Consider the following 14,066-nt stretch of genomic DNA (forward strand, 5'->3'; position numbering starts at 1 on the left):
CCGTACACGGTCCTCATGCCGCTCTTCAAAGGCACCTCACCGTGTACTTCCCGTGATCAAGACCCCTGAAAACCCGGATTTTCCCGGCTTTCCGACAGGGTGCATGATCACGGAGAGTAGATGCCCCGAAAATCGTGCTTGTGATCGATCACACACAAGAGTGCCGGAGATGCGGCCAGAAAATTCCGCGCAAAGCGAACATCCTCGTGTGTCGGCGACATGATCTCAGATGGGCAGGGTGACTCGCATCACGAGCCCACCCCCCTCGCGAGGCTGGGCCGAGATATGGCCACCGTGCGCCCGCGCCACAGAGCGCGCGATCGACAGACCCAGGCCCACACCCTTGTCGCTGCCCGTTCGCTCCGTACGCAGCCGTCTGAAGGGCTCGAAGAGGTTGTCGACCTCGTACGCCGGGACCACCGGACCCGTGTTCGAGACGATCAGCACCGCATGACCGTGCTGGACCTCGGTGGTGACCTCGACCCAGCCGTCCTCCGGCACGTTGTACCGCACCGCGTTCTGCACGAGGTTCAGGGCGATCCGCTCCAGCAGGACGCCATTGCCCTGGACGACGACGGGCTTGCGCTCGCCCCGGATGACCACGTTCTTCGCGCTCGCCTCCCCGTGCACCTGGTCGACGGCCTGCTCGGCGACCTCCGCGAGGTCCACGGGCTTGCGCTCGACGATCTGGTTGTCGCTGCGGGCCAGCAGCAGCAGGCCTTCGACGAGCTGCTCGCTGCGCTCGTTGGTGGCGAGCAGCGTCTTGCCGAGCTGTTGCAGCTCGACAGGGGCCCCGGGGTCCGACAGGTGCACTTCCAGGAGCGTGCGGTTGATCGCCAGCGGGGTGCGCAGCTCGTGCGAGGCGTTCCCCACGAAACGCTGCTGGGCGGTGAAGGCCCGCTGCAACCGGTCCAGCATCTCGTCGAAGGTGTCCGCGAGTTCCTTGAGCTCGTCGTCCGGGCCGTCCAGCTCGATCCGGCGGGACAGGTCCGAGCCGGCCACCGCGCGGGCGGTCCGGGTGATCCGGCCCAGCGGGGACAGCACCCGGCCCGCCATCGCGTACCCGAAGGCGAAGGCGATGATCGCGAGACCGAGCAGGGTCAGCAGGGAGCGGCTGAGCAGGTCGTCCAGCGCGTGCTGGCGCTGTTCGTTGACGCACTGGTTCATCGCGTTGTTGAGCGTGGTCGCCGACGGCTCGGACGGGAAGTTGCAGGTGCCGCTGCCGACCGAGCCGGAGATGACCTTGAAGGGCAGCTCACTGCCCACGTTCAGCGCGTGCGCGGCGAGCAGGTAGATGATCGACAGCAGCAGTATCCCGGCGATCAGGAACATCCCGCCGTACAGCAGCGTGAGCCTTATGCGGATGGTGGGGCGCAGCCAGGGGAACGGCGGTTCGGGCCTTCTGGGGTCCCACGTGGGCTTCGGGGGCGCCTGGGGAGGCGCGGGGGTCGTCGCCACGGTGGACTCAGATCCGGTAGCCGGAGCCGGGCACGGTGACGATGACCGGGGGCTCGCCGAGCTTGCGGCGCAGCGTCATGACCGTCACCCGCACGACGTTGGTGAACGGGTCCGTGTTCTCGTCCCACGCCTTCTCCAGGAGCTGTTCCGCGGAGACGACGGCGCCCTCGCTGCGCAGCAGCACCTCCAGGACGGCGAACTCCTTGGGCGCCAGCTGGACTTCCTTGCCGTCGCGGAACACCTCGCGGCGGTTCGGGTCGAGCTTGATGCCGGCGCGCTCCAGGACGGGCGGCAGCGGCACGCTCGTCCGTCGGCCGAGGGCACGCACGCGTGCCGTCAGCTCGCTGAACGCGAAGGGCTTGGGCAGATAGTCGTCGGCGCCGATCTCCAGGCCCTCGACGCGGTCGCTGACGTCGCCGGACGCCGTGAGCATCAGCACGCGGGTGGGCATGCCGAGCTCGACGATCTTGCGGCAGACGTCGTCCCCGTGCACGAGCGGGAGGTCGCGGTCGAGGACGACCACGTCATAGTCGTTGACGCCGATGCGCTCCAGGGCGGCCGCACCGTCGTACACGACGTCGACGGCCATGGCCTCCCGGCGCAGTCCGGTGGCCACCGCATCGGCGAGCAGCTGCTCGTCCTCGACGACGAGTACGCGCACGTCGCTTGTCCTTCCTCTGTCCACCCGCGTAGCGCGTCTCGGCGCACGCGGGCAGGGTCTTCGTGGCTGTGTGACCTCCATCCTGCCCTTTTCGGCCATAAGTCGGCTGTAAGGCGGCCGGGCGCGAGATGAAGGTCAGGTATGAGGCCCGGGAATGCGGGATTTTCTCGATGGGTTGAGGTTTCCACCGAAGGGAGCGCGGGGAGGACGGATTTACACCCCGCGATCACGCTCTGCATGTGGCAAGCCACCTTGTGGTACGTCCAACGCTTCCGCAGAGCGGGCGTGGGTGTCCGGCACCGTCGCCGCCCAGCCAGGGCAGCGCTGGGCACTCGCATCCGCAGACGTGATCGCCCCTTCCGAACGGCACACCCCCGTGCCACCCGACCCACGACCCAGGACGAGGGGGCGCAGCATGGACGCATTCACCGCAGGACTTCTGCAGCGCATAAGGGCGACCGAGACCGACCTGACGCGGGCTCGCGACGAAGGCGACGACTTCCTCGTCGAGGTGGAACAGGCCGAGCTCGACGACCTGCGCCGCCTGGCCGCCGACCACGGTGTGGAGGTCAGCGCGACAAGCGTCTGATCAGCGCAAACAGCAGAAAAGCAGGACCCCGGCGAATCCAGCGCCGGGGCCCTGCTGCTTTTCGCGCACCTCTTTTGGTTCGGTCGCCTTCGGGGCGCCTCAAGCCGGTGTCGAGAGCCCCACCGTGCTCAGCCCTTCGGGCCTCCGCGCGCTGGGGCTCTCGACACCGGCGCGCCCCTACGGCTCCCTCTCGGCCGGCGCGTGGGGACAGTGAGAGTGGGTGGGCCCGCGCCGTTGGCTTCTGCTTTCGCCGTTGGTCTTGTGAGCGTCAGTCGTGCCAGGCGCCGAAGTCCTCCAGGAGGCGCTGGAGGGGTTCGAAGACTCCCGGACTCCCCACGACAGCCAGATCCCGCCCCGGTCGCTCTCCGGGCCGTCCACCGCTCATGGCGCCCGCCTCACGGGCGATCAGGTCCCCCGCACCGAGGTCCCACGGGTTCAACCCCCGCTCGTAGAAGCCGTCCAGTCGCCCCGCGGCCACATCGCACAGATCCACGGCCGCCGAGCCGCCCCGGCGGATGTCCCGCAGCAGCGGGATCAACTTCTGTGCCACATCGGCCTGATGGACACGGACCTCGGTGACGTAGTTGAAGCCGGTCGACACCAACGCCTGTTCCAGGGGCGGCGCGGGCCTGCACGCGAGCCTGCGTTCGCCCTCCCACGCGCCCGTGGCCCACGCCCCGCCGCCGAGCACCGCGTGGAACGTCTCGCCGCGCATCGGGACCGCGACGACCCCGGCGACGGTGTCGCCGTTCAGCTCGGCGGCGATGGAGACGGACCAAGTGGGCAGCCCGTAGAGGTAGTTGACCGTGCCGTCGAGCGGGTCGATGACCCAGCGGACGCCGCTCGTGCCGGTGACGGAGGCGCCCTCCTCGCCCAGGAACCCGTCGTCGGGCCGCTGTTCGGAGATCAGGTCGGTGATCAGCTTCTCGGCAGCGATGTCCATCTCGGTGACGACGTCGATGGGACTGGATTTGGTGGCGGCGACCGCGAGGTCGGCCGGGCGGCCGTCCCGTAGCAGCGCGCCGGCCTTGTGGGCGGCCTCCTGGGCGAGTGCCAGCAGTTCCTGGTGCAGGGGGTCGGTCACGGCGCTCCTCATACGTAGGGGCTGTCGGCGCCTGCGGCGGCGGGACGCGGGGCGCGGGCCGGGCAGCAGCCCACCGGACAGAGGTTGTGGCCGGCGCCGAGGGCGCCCAGGGCGCAGGGCGTGACCTGCCGGCCGCTCTCGACGGCGGCGCGTTCCAGGACGAGTTCGCGGACGGCGGCGGCGAAGCGCGGGTCGGCGCCCACGGTGGCGGACCGGCGTACGGGCAGGCCGAGTTCCTCGGCCTTGGCCGTGGCCTCCGTGTCGAGGTCGTAGAGGACCTCCATGTGGTCGGAGACGAAGCCGATGGGTGCCATGACGACGGCGGGGACGCCGGCCTTGTGGCGCTCCTCCAGGTGGTCGCAGATGTCGGGCTCCAGCCAGGGGATGTGCGGGGCTCCGGAGCGGGACTGGTAGACGAGCCGCCAGGGGTGGTCGATCCCGGTGCGTTCGCGGACGGCGTCGGCGATCAGCCGGGCCACGTCCAGGTGTTCCTCGACGTAAGCCCCGCCGTCTCCGTGGGCCTCGGCCGGGCCGGAGGTGTCGGCGGCGGCGGTCGGGATGGAGTGGGTCGAGAAGGCGAGGTGGGCGCCGTCCCGGACGTCCTCGGGGAGGTCGGCGAGGGATTCGAGCACCCCGTCGATCATCGGTTCCAGGAAGCCGGGGTGGTTGAAGTAGTGGCGCAGCTTGTCGACCTTCGGGAGGTCGAGGCCCTCCTCCTGGAGCGTGGCCAGGGAGTCGGCGAGGTTCTCCCGGTACTGGCGGCAGCCCGAGTAGGAGGCGTAGGCGCTGGTGGCCAGGACGAGGATGCGGCGGCGGCCGGCGGCGGCCATCTCGCGCAGGGTGTCCGTCAGGTACGGGGCCCAGTTGCGGTTGCCCCAGTAGACCGGCAGGTCGAGACCGTGGTCCGCGAAGTCCTTGCGGAGGGCGTCCAGGAGGGCGCGGTTCTGGTCGTTGATGGGGCTGATCCCGCCGAACAGGAAGTAGTGCCGGCCCACTTCCTTGAGGCGTTCCTTGGGGATGCCTCGCCCGCGCGTCACGTTCTCCAGGAACGGAACCACCTCGTCCGGGCCCTCGGGGCCGCCGAACGAGAGCAGGAGCAGGGCGTCGTAGGGAGTCGCATCGAGCACGTCTGGCATGTCTCCGATCCTGCCACCCGCCACTGACAGCCGGGAAACGGAGGGGTACCGGGCCGCGAACCCGGGGCTTCCGGGAAGGTGCGCCGGGGCGGCGCGGACGGGCGCGTCGGGGCCATCAGGGTCGGGTGCATCGGGCGCGGCACGGGCGAGCAGCACGGGCGGGTGCAACGGGCCCCACCTGCTCGTAAGCTGTATCAGCCGCATTCGCACCTTACTGAGCCGTCATCACATCGCCACCCCGCACCGCCGAGCCGCCACCGCGCCCTTTCGACCGGAGTCACCCGTGCCCAGCCCCTATCGCGCCCTGTTCGCCGCCCCCGGCTCCAAGGGCTTCTCCGCCGCGGGGTTCCTCGGGCGGATGCCCCTGTCGATGATGGGCATCGGCGTGGTCACGATGATCTCCCAGATCAACGGGCGCTACGGGCTCGCGGGCGCGCTGTCGGCCACCATCGCGCTGGCCGCCGCCGCGATCGGGCCGCGGATCTCGCGCTGGGTCGACCAGTACGGGCAGCAGCGGGTGCTGCGTCCGGCGACGCTCGTCGCGCTGGCCGCGGCGGCCGGACTGCTGCTGGCCGCCCGCTTCGGGTGGCCGGACTGGATGCTGTTCGTGTGCGCCGCCGGTATCGGCTCGGTGCCGAGTCTTGGCGCGATGGTCCGCGCGCGCTGGGCGGCCGTCTACCGGGGCACCCCGCAGCTGCACACCGCGTACTCCTTCGAGTCCGTGGTGGACGAGATGTGCTTCATCTTCGGGCCGATCATCTCGATCGGACTGTCCACGGTGTGGTTCCCCGAGGCGGGTCCCCTGCTGGCCGCCTGCTTCCTGGCGGTCGGTGTCTTCTGGCTGACGGCTCAGCGCGCCACCGAGCCCGCTCCGCACCCGCGCGTGAAGGGTGCCGAGGGCGGCGGATCGGCGCTGCGGGCGGCCGGTCTCCAGGTCCTGGTGGCCACCTTCGTGGCGACCGGGGCGATCTTCGGGGCGGTCGACGTGGTCACCGTGGCGTTCGCCGACGAGCGGGGTCACAAGGGCGGCGCCAGCGTGGTGCTCGCCCTCTACGCGGCGGGGTCCTGTGTGGCCGGAGTCGTGTTCGGGCTGCTGCGCTTCCGGGGAGCGCCGGAACGTCGGTGGCTGCTGGGCATATGCACGATGGCCGTGAGTATGATCCCCCTCCTACTGGTCGGAAACTTGCCGCTTCTGGCCGTGGCGCTGTTCCTTGCGGGACTGTCCATCGCACCCACGATGATCACGACGATGTCCCTCATAGAAGAGCACGTACCTCGCGCGAAGCTCACCGAAGGCATGACCTGGGTGAGCACCGGCCTGGCGGTCGGGATCGCGCTCGGCTCCTCCGTCGCCGGCTGGGTGATCGACGCAGCCGGCGCGCGGGCCGGGTACGGGGTTCCGGTGGTCGCCGGAGCCGTCGCGGTCGCGGTGGGTTTCCTCGGGTACCGCCGGCTCAGCAGACCGGCACCGGGTCGGGGAGGCACCGTTGTTGGGCACCACAGCGAGCGCGAAGAACGGCACGTGGCGTAACTGGGGCGGGACGGTCGCGTCCCGGCCCGCGCGGGAGGTCACGCCCGCCTCCGTCGAGGAACTGGCCGCGGCCATCCGCAGGGCCGGTGAGGACGGTCTGACGGTGAAGGCCGTCGGCAGTGGGCACTCCTTCACGTCGATCGCCGCCACGGACGGTGTGTTGATCCGTCCTCAACTGTTGACCGGCATCCGCAACATTGATCGCGATGCATTGACGGTCACGGTCGAGGCGGGCACCCCGCTCAAGAGACTCAACATGGCTCTCGCGCGCGAGGGTCTGTCGCTCACGAACATGGGCGACATCATGGAGCAGACGGTTTCCGGGGCGACCAGCACCGGCACCCACGGCACCGGACGCGAGTCGGCCTCCATAGCCGCCCAGATCAGGGGACTTGAGCTGGTGACGGCGGACGGCTCGGTGCTCACCTGCTCCGCGAAGGAGAACCCGGACGTCTTCGCGGCGGCCCGGATCGGCCTCGGCGCCCTGGGTGTCGTCACCGCGATCACCTTCGCCGTGGAGCCAGTCTTCCTGCTCACGGCCCGCGAGGAGCCGATGACCTTCGACGAGGTCACCGGACGCTTCGACGAACTCTGGGCCGAGAACGAGCACTTCGAGTTCTACTGGTTCCCGCACACCGCGAGCACCAACACCAAGCGCAACAACCGCAGCGCGGGCCCGGAGCAGCCGGTGGGCAAGGTGGCCGGCTGGATCGAGGACGAGTTCGTCTCCAACGGCCTCTGGCAGGTGGCCAACTGGGTCGGCCGCGCGGCGCCCGCGAGCATCCCGACCATCGCACAGATCTCCACCCGGGCCTGGTCCACACGGACTTACACGGACATCCCCTACAAGGTGTACACCTCGCCCCGCCGGGTGCGGTTCGTCGAGATGGAGTACGCCGTCCCGCGCGCGGCCCTGGTGGACACGCTGCGGGAACTCAAGGCGATGGTCGACCGTTCCGACTTCAGGGTCAGCTACCCGGTCGAGGTCCGCACCGCGCCGGCGGACGACATCGCCCTGTCCACCGCCTCCGGCCGGGACAGCGCCTACATAGCAGTGCACATGTACAAGGGCACTCCGTACCAGGCGTACTTCACCGCGGCCGAGCGCATCCTCACCGCGCACGAGGGCCGGCCGCACTGGGGCAAGGTGCACACCCGGGACGCCGAGTACTTCGCCGGGGTCTATCCGCGCTTCGGCGAGTTCACGGCGCTGCGGGACCGGCTGGATCCTGATCGGCGGTTCCAGAACGACTACTTGCGGAGGGTGCTGGGTCAGTAGCCGACGCGCTCGGCCGGGGGGCGGCGTAGCACCGTCCCCCGAAGCGCTCGGCGTCGGCGTCGGACCGGGCGCCGTAGCACCGCCGTTGCCGCCGGATGGTGCCTCCGCGCGACCGACGGGCCGTTCGGGGAGCCGGGCAGGGGAGCCGGACGGGGAATCGGACGGACCCGGTTCCCCACCGCTGTCACCGGACTTCGGGGACGACGACGTGAGGAACGCTCAGATCGGTCCGCTCCCTGCCGACATCGGGCCTTGTACGCATTCCAGGCCCAGTCCTACTTTCCCGCATCTGATCAACTGCCCATACGACAAAGGGACTTACGACCGAAACCGGTAGTTCCGATTCCGGCTATTACGTGAAGTACGCCACTTTCAAGATCGCGCGAACCCCGCCCCGGACCGCCAAGTCCCGCCCCCCACAAGAAGTTGGGCAGCGTGCCAATCCACGCACGTGGTCCAAATGGAGTACTGTTGCGAGCCCTGGGTGCGGTCTCCTGCCAGGGCGTCCGCGGCCTTTTGGACCGCCCCAAAGGGGCCAGTTGCACAGGGTGACGTAGTTGGTCACTTAGCGTTGCGAATAGGTAACCGTGCCATAACGGCGAGTTCGGGCCCGTGCCCGACACGCCGGGCAACTCGGCAAGGTTGTGGCAGGCTGCACCCGGGCAGGCCACACTCGACTAGCGGAAGCAGCGACGCACGTGACGTCGGCAGGCACCACCCGGGAGGTCCCCATGCCCGAACTGCGTGTCGTGGCCGTCTCTAACGACGGCACACGGCTGGTGTTGAAGGCTGCGGACAGCACGGAGTACACGCTTCCGATTGATGAGCGTCTGCGCGCCGCCGTACGCGGCGACCGTCCCCGCCTCGGCCAGATCGAGATCGAGGTGGAGAGTCATCTCCGCCCCCGAGACATCCAGGCACGTATACGTGCCGGCGCCTCCGCGGAGGAGGTCGCGCAACTCGCCGGCATCCCCGTCGACCGGGTGCGCCGCTTCGAGGGTCCCGTACTCGCCGAGCGTGCCTTCATGGCCGAGCGTGCGCGGAAGACCCCTGTCCGCCGCCCCGGTGAGAACGCCGGACCCCAGCTCGGCGAGGCCGTCCAGGAACGGCTGACGCTGCGCGGTGCCGAGAAGGACACCGTCCAGTGGGATTCCTGGCGCCGCGACGACGGCACCTGGGAGGTCCTGCTGGTCTACCGGGTCGCGGGCGAACCGCACTCGGCGAGCTGGACGTACGACCCGCCCCGGCGGCTCGTCCAGGCCGTCGACGACGAGGCACGCTCGCTGATCGGCGAGTCCGACGACCTCTCCGCCACCCCCGAGCCCAGCTTCCCGTTCGTCCCACGGATCGCCCGGCTGCCCCGCGACCGCCCGCTGGACCGCGCCCTGGAGCGCCCGGAGCGTCCCGCGCTGCCGTCGCCCGAGGTGGTGGCCGAGGAGAGCGAGCGCGACTCGCTGACCAGCCTCCTGGAGGCGGTACCGAGCTTCCGCGGCGACATGGTGGTCCCCGAGCGTCCCTCGGAGACCCCGGAGGAGCCCGTCGAGGAACCGGAGGCGGAGGAGCCCCCGGCGCCCGCGGCCTCGGCCGGTTCGGCCTACGCGGACGTGCTCATGCCCCGCTCCGTCGGTGCCCACCGCGACCGGCTCATCGGCTCCACCGACCGCCAGGCCGAGGCGGACGGCGTCCGTCCCGGTCGCAGAGCGGCCGTCCCGAGCTGGGACGAGATCGTCTTCGGCACCCGAAGGAAGAAGCAGGAGTAGTCAGCCCTACGAGCAGTTCCCCGTAAGGGAGTTCGGCTACGACGGGAAGGGCCCGCGCCGGTTTCGGCGCGGGCCCTCTTCGTCGCTCTACGGCCGCTACTGCGGGTCGGGGCCGACGGCGACCGGTCGCTCCGGGTCCGCGGACCACTCCGACCAGGAGCCGACGTACAGGCCGGCCGGAATACCCGCCACCGCCAGGGCCAGCACCTCGTGGGCGCCCGAGACGCCGGAGCCGCAGTACACGCCGACGCCCGTCCCCTCCGTGGCACCCAACGACTTGAAGCGGGCGGCCAGTTCCTCCGCCGGGAGGAAGCGGCCGTCGGTGCCGACGTTCTCGTTGGTCGGGGCGGACACGGCGCCCGGGATGTGGCCGCCGACCCGGTCGATCGGTTCCACCTCACCCCGGTAACGCTCCCCCGCGCGGGCGTCGAACAGGACCCCGCTGCGGGCCAGTGCGGCGGCACCATCCGCGTCCAGGAGTTGCACGGCCCCCGGCTCCGGCGTGAAGTCGCCCTCGGCCGGCGTCGGCGTATCGGTCTCCAAAGGACCCTCCCAAGAGGGAAGGCCGCCGTCGAGGACCCGCACGTCCGGGTGACCCGACCAGCGCAGCAGCCACCACGCGCGGGCCGCCGCCCAGCCCTGGCCGCCGTCGTACACGACGACCGCGCGGTGGGCCGATACACCCGCTCGGCGCATCGCGGCGCCGAAGCGCGCGGTGTCGGGGAGGGGGTGTCGACCGCGGGCTCCGGGGGCGGAGGCCAGTTCCTGGTCGAGGTCTACGTAGACGGCGCCCGGGATGTGCCCGGCCGTGTACTCGGCGCGTCCGTCGAAGGGCGGTTCACCTGCGGCCTTGGCGACGCTGAGCTGCCAGCGGATGTCGAGGAGGACCGGCGGGTTCGTCCCGGCCAGATCGCTCGCCAGTTCGGATGCGGAGATGATGGCGTTCATGGCCACCATCCTCGCGCAAGGGGTGGCCGACACGGCCGGGTCCGACTACTGTGCCCGCCGGGCAGTCTCGATCACGAGGCGTACTGGATCGAGCACATGGTGTACAACCGATGGACACCCCACGGCAATCAACCGGAAACGGACGAGGAGCCACAGACCGGGCATCCTCCGTACGTGAGCCGCCCGTCGGCGGCGCGGCCGGGGCGCGCGGCGCCACCGGGGGTGCGAGCATCGGCTCGGGGCGTGCCGCGGCTGCGGCACGCGGATCCGCAGTGCGGAAGACACGGCCACCGCGAGGGGCCGAGGAGAAGGTGACGATGACCGAGGCACGGGGGTCGGCCGGCCTGAACGGCGACACGCACACTCGGCGTACGCAGGGCACACCCTGCTGGGTGAGTCTGATGGTGCACGGCATGACCACGACTCAGGAGTTCTACGGAGAGCTGTTCGGTTGGGAATTCCAACCCGGTCCCCATCAGCTCGGCCCCTACGCGCGGGCCCTGCTCGACGGGCAGGAGGTGGCGGGCATCGGCCAACTGCCGCCGGACCGGCATCTGCCCATCGCCTGGACGCCGTATCTCGCCTCGGACGACGTGGACCAGACGGCCGAGACGGTACGGATGTGCGGCGGCACGGTAGGGGTGGGCCCCCTGGACGCGGCCGAGGCCGGCCGTCTGGCCATCGGCTCCGACCCGTCGGGGGCGGTGTTCGGCATCTGGCAGGTCGCGGAACACCTCGGTACGTCCATCACGGGCGTCCCCGGCACACCCGCCTGGAACGAGCTGCTGACCTTCGAGACCGCGAGCGTCGCCAAGTTCTACGAGGCGGTCTTCGGCTACGAGGAGGTGCCGGTCGACTCCGCCGACCTCGACTACGTCACCCTGCACCTGGACGGCACCCCGGTCGCCGGCATCCACGGCATCGGCACCGCCCTGCCCCGTGACCGGGGCCCGCACTGGATGACGTACTTCGAGGTCGCCGACACGGACGAGGCCCTGCGCCGCGTCACCGACCTCGGCGGCCACACCCTCGAACCACCTCACGACAGCCCCCACGGCCGCGTGGCCACGGTCGCCGACCCCGAGGGCGCGATGTTCTCGGTGATCCAGGGGCCGCACTAGCCCTTCGAGGGCAGCCCAGAGGTGAGCCCTAGGCCGACGTCATAGGGAGTACGTCCGGGGAGAGCGCCGCCGCCCGCGCCGTGGCCGACGTCATGCGGCGGCGGTGGTGGCGGCGGCACAGGACCTCGTAGCCGATCGCGTCCGCCTGGTTGACGTCGCCGACGACGACCTGGGCGCCCTCGACGACCATCTCGCCGCCTATCGTGCGGGCGTTGTGGGTGGCGCGGGCGCCGCACCAGCAGAGGGCCTCGACCTGGAGGACCTCGACGCGGTCGGCGAGTTCGACCAGGCGCTGGGAGCCGGGGAAGAGCTTGGAGCGGAAGTCGGTCGTGATACCGAAGGCGTACACGTCGAGGCCCAGGTCGTCGACCACGCGCGCGAGTTGGTCGATCTGTACGGGCGCCAGGAACTGTGCCTCGTCGGCGATGACGTAGTCCGCGCGACCGCCCTGGGAGAGGTGGTCGACGAGATACGCGTACAGGTCCTGCTCGTCCTCGACCTCCACCGCGTCGGTGACCAGGCCGAGGCGTGAGGAAAGCTTTCCCTCGCCCGCGCGGTCGTCGCGCGTGAAGATCACTCCTGCCAGGCCGCGCGCCGAGCGGTTGTGCTCGATCTGGAGCGCCAGGGTCGACTTCCCGCAGTCCATCGTTCCGGAGAAGAACACCAGCTCGGGCATGGGGAGTTGAGCACCTTTCGGCAAACAGGAGGACGGTGGGGCTTCAGGAGCGTACTTCGAGCAGGGGGACCAGCTGTTCGGCAGGGGTCATGGAACCGTGGTTGCCGACCATCGCCGACTCCTTCGGTTCCCGCTCGGACGCGATGACCAGGACGTCGTCCCGGGCCGCCACGATCACGTCGCCGAGGCGGTCGTGGACACGCTCGTCGATCGTCGGGCCGAACCAGCCCGCCGCGATCGCCTCGCCCCGCGACGCCACCCAGAACTGTTCGCCGAGCACCTCGCGCCAGCAGGTCAGTACGTCGTTCTCGGCGCCCCGTACCGCGTAGACGTGGCGGGCGCGGCCCTCGCCGCCGAGGAGGGCGACTCCGGCGCGCAACTCCCAGTCCGCGTCGAAGTCGATGCGGTGCTCCTCGTCGAAGGGCACGTCGATCATGCCGTGGTCGGCGGTGACGTACAGCGTGCTGCGCGGCGGCAGTTGCTCGGCGAGGCGCTGGACGAGCCGGTCGACGTACATGAGTTGACCGCGCCAGGTGTCGGAGGCGACGCCGTGGCGGTGGCCCGCGCCGTCGAGTTCGGCGTAGTACGTGTACACCAAGGAGCGGTCCCCGGCGGCCAGTTGCTCGGCCGCGAGGTCCATGCGCTCCTCGCCGGTCAACCGCCCGAGGAACGTTCCGCCACTGAGCGCGACCTTCGTCAGCGGGGTGTTCTGGAAGGTGGGGGACGACACCTGGGCGGCGTGCACGCCCGCGTCCTGGGCGAGTTGGAAGATCGTGGGGTACGGCTGCCAGGGCTTCGGCGAGGTCCACGGCTGCCAGCGCAGCTGGTTCATCAGTTCGCCGGTGGCCGGATTGCGCACGGTGTAGCCGGGCAGGCCGTGCGCGCCGGGCGGCAGGCCGGTGCCGACGGAGGCCAGCGAGGTCGCGGTAGTCGCCGGGTAACCGGCGGTCAGCGGGCGCCCCGTGCCGCCGCGCGAGCTGCCGAGAAGCGCGTGCAGGTACGGCGCCTCGTCGGCGTGGTCCTTGATCTGCTCCCAGCCGAGGCCGTCGACCAGGAAGACACAGTTGCGGTCGGCCGGGGTCAGTTCCGGGATCGCCGCGGTCGTACCGGGCACGCCCATGCCGGCGGCCAGCGTGGGCAGCAGGTCGGCGAGGGAGCCGGAGCCGTACTCGGGGACGGGCGCGGAGGCTACGGCGAGGGGTTCGGGGTGGTCCCAGGTTGCGGGCTGCGCCATTATCGCGGAACGTCCGCGGTCGCCTCGGACAGCGCCTGTGCGAAGGCGAGGGTCTGCTGCACCGTCTCGGGTCCGTCCCCGGCCTCGCTGACGCGCAGGCTCAGGTCGTCCGCCGTCGAGTTGCCCGTGTAGCCGTGGTCGGCCTCGCAGTTGGGGTCGCCGCAGGCGGCCGGCTCCAGGTCGATCCGGGAGACGGCACCCCAGCCGATGGTCAGCACGACCTCGCGGGGCGGTGTGCCCGGCTTGTACGACTCCGGGTTGGCCACCACGCGGCTGAGCACCACCGACGAGATCCGGCCGATCTTCACAGACTCCGTGGACGTCGTGGCGTACGGCGTCGGGGAGGTGCTGTCGGCGGCCTGCTCGTCGGTGTGGCTGACGATGAAGCGGTTGCCGGTGAGGACGAGCACGGTCACATGCCGGCGCACCTCGTTCTGGTCGAACGTGGTCTCCTGGTGGACCAGGAACGACCGGATCGGCTCGCCGCCCACGGCGGCCTCCACCGCCTCGGCCACGAGGGCCGGGTAGTAGCCGCTGCGCTCGATCGCCGCACGCAGCCCCTGGGTCGTCGTACTGGTCTTGGCCATGA

At 70.6% G+C, this 14,066-nt stretch carries 13 protein-coding genes; 5 read left to right on the forward strand and 8 right to left on the reverse strand.

All coding sequences use genetic code 11. The annotated features are described in order from the left end of the window. Positions 1 to 225 precede the first annotated feature (225 nt). Together ACWIHT_RS11530 and ACWIHT_RS11535 are read right to left on the reverse strand one after the other, a co-directional pair. Positions 226 to 1,458, reverse strand: coding sequence for a sensor histidine kinase (locus tag ACWIHT_RS11530; protein WP_456166887.1), 1,233 nt, complete (start codon positions 1,456 to 1,458; stop codon positions 226 to 228). 7 nt (positions 1,459 to 1,465) lie between these two features. Further along, positions 1,466 to 2,119 (reverse strand): response regulator transcription factor, encoded by a 654-nt coding sequence (locus ACWIHT_RS11535; protein ID WP_010983842.1) that lies wholly within the window; start codon positions 2,117 to 2,119, stop codon positions 1,466 to 1,468. Between the two features lie 415 nt (positions 2,120 to 2,534). Here ACWIHT_RS11535 and ACWIHT_RS11540 point away from each other — a divergent pair, with 415 nt between their 5' ends. Beyond that, the gene (locus ACWIHT_RS11540) at positions 2,535 to 2,708 is read left to right on the forward strand and encodes a hypothetical protein (protein WP_019072956.1); all 174 of its coding nucleotides are present in this window, start codon (positions 2,535 to 2,537) and stop codon (positions 2,706 to 2,708) included. Between the two features lie 268 nt (positions 2,709 to 2,976). Here ACWIHT_RS11540 and ACWIHT_RS11545 read toward each other — a convergent pair whose 3' ends face one another. Together ACWIHT_RS11545 and ACWIHT_RS11550 are read right to left on the reverse strand one after the other, a co-directional pair. Continuing rightward, on the reverse strand, positions 2,977 to 3,792 hold the full coding sequence (locus ACWIHT_RS11545) for an inositol monophosphatase family protein (protein ID WP_456166890.1): 816 nt from the start codon (positions 3,790 to 3,792) through the stop codon (positions 2,977 to 2,979). A gap of 8 nt (positions 3,793 to 3,800) precedes the next feature. Further along, on the reverse strand, positions 3,801 to 4,928 hold the full coding sequence (locus ACWIHT_RS11550) for a ferrochelatase (RefSeq protein ID WP_456166892.1): 1,128 nt from the start codon (positions 4,926 to 4,928) through the stop codon (positions 3,801 to 3,803). Between the two features lie 283 nt (positions 4,929 to 5,211). Between ACWIHT_RS11550 and ACWIHT_RS11555 the strand changes: the two genes are divergently transcribed. The 3 genes from ACWIHT_RS11555 to sepH all read left to right on the forward strand — a co-directional run bounded on the left by ACWIHT_RS11555 (position 5,212) and on the right by sepH (position 9,498). Then, positions 5,212 to 6,459, forward strand: coding sequence for an MFS transporter (locus tag ACWIHT_RS11555; protein ID WP_456166894.1), 1,248 nt, complete (start codon positions 5,212 to 5,214; stop codon positions 6,457 to 6,459). Beyond that, positions 6,419 to 7,738 (forward strand): D-arabinono-1,4-lactone oxidase, encoded by a 1,320-nt coding sequence (locus tag ACWIHT_RS11560; RefSeq protein ID WP_456166896.1) that lies wholly within the window; start codon positions 6,419 to 6,421, stop codon positions 7,736 to 7,738. The genes ACWIHT_RS11555 and ACWIHT_RS11560 overlap by 41 nt, the downstream gene beginning before the upstream one ends. 731 nt (positions 7,739 to 8,469) lie before the next feature. After that, positions 8,470 to 9,498, forward strand: coding sequence for a septation protein SepH (gene sepH, locus ACWIHT_RS11565; protein ID WP_456166898.1), 1,029 nt, complete (start codon positions 8,470 to 8,472; stop codon positions 9,496 to 9,498). A gap of 96 nt (positions 9,499 to 9,594) precedes the next feature. On the opposite strand, the gene ACWIHT_RS11570 is transcribed toward sepH, so the two are convergent. After that, positions 9,595 to 10,446: a sulfurtransferase gene (locus ACWIHT_RS11570; protein WP_456166900.1), complete on the reverse strand. Its 852-nt coding sequence runs from the start codon at positions 10,444 to 10,446 to the stop codon at positions 9,595 to 9,597. A gap of 317 nt (positions 10,447 to 10,763) precedes the next feature. On the opposite strand from ACWIHT_RS11570, the gene ACWIHT_RS11575 reads away from it, so the two are divergent. Further along, entirely contained in the window at positions 10,764 to 11,567 is an 804-nt protein-coding gene (locus ACWIHT_RS11575) for a VOC family protein (protein WP_456166902.1), read from the forward strand. A 28-nt stretch (positions 11,568 to 11,595) separates the two neighbouring features. Here the strand turns inward: ACWIHT_RS11575 and ACWIHT_RS11580 are convergent, their stop codons facing one another. The 3 genes from ACWIHT_RS11580 to ACWIHT_RS11590 are packed head-to-tail and all read right to left on the reverse strand — an operon-like array spanning position 11,596 to position 14,064. Next, entirely contained in the window at positions 11,596 to 12,243 is a 648-nt protein-coding gene (locus ACWIHT_RS11580) for a thymidine kinase (protein ID WP_456166904.1), read from the reverse strand. 43 nt (positions 12,244 to 12,286) lie between these two features. Then, entirely contained in the window at positions 12,287 to 13,477 is a 1,191-nt protein-coding gene (locus ACWIHT_RS11585; RefSeq protein ID WP_456166906.1) for an alkaline phosphatase family protein, read from the reverse strand. Next, positions 13,477 to 14,064 (reverse strand): DUF5998 family protein, encoded by a 588-nt coding sequence (locus tag ACWIHT_RS11590; protein ID WP_403659943.1) that lies wholly within the window; start codon positions 14,062 to 14,064, stop codon positions 13,477 to 13,479. The genes ACWIHT_RS11585 and ACWIHT_RS11590 overlap by 1 nt, the downstream gene beginning before the upstream one ends. Between the last annotated feature and the right edge of the window lie 2 nt (positions 14,065 to 14,066).

The organism is Streptomyces sp. NPDC002276 (assembly GCF_053891435.1).

Excerpts from the sequence above, each read along its gene's own strand:
- ACWIHT_RS11575 (WP_456166902.1), top strand. The coding sequence starts at position 10,764 with ATGACCGAGGCACGGGGGTCGGCCGGCCTGAACGGCGACACGCACACT.
- ACWIHT_RS11585 (WP_456166906.1), bottom strand. The coding sequence starts at position 13,477 with ATGGCGCAGCCCGCAACCTGGGACCACCCCGAACCCCTCGCCGTAGCC.
- ACWIHT_RS11550 (WP_456166892.1), bottom strand. The coding sequence starts at position 4,928 with ATGCCAGACGTGCTCGATGCGACTCCCTACGACGCCCTGCTCCTGCTC.
- ACWIHT_RS11580 (WP_456166904.1), bottom strand. The coding sequence starts at position 12,243 with ATGCCCGAGCTGGTGTTCTTCTCCGGAACGATGGACTGCGGGAAGTCG.
- ACWIHT_RS11570 (WP_456166900.1), bottom strand. The coding sequence starts at position 10,446 with ATGAACGCCATCATCTCCGCATCCGAACTGGCGAGCGATCTGGCCGGG.
- ACWIHT_RS11540 (WP_019072956.1), top strand. The coding sequence starts at position 2,535 with ATGGACGCATTCACCGCAGGACTTCTGCAGCGCATAAGGGCGACCGAG.
- sepH (WP_456166898.1), top strand. The coding sequence starts at position 8,470 with ATGCCCGAACTGCGTGTCGTGGCCGTCTCTAACGACGGCACACGGCTG.
- ACWIHT_RS11590 (WP_403659943.1), bottom strand. The coding sequence starts at position 14,064 with ATGGCCAAGACCAGTACGACGACCCAGGGGCTGCGTGCGGCGATCGAG.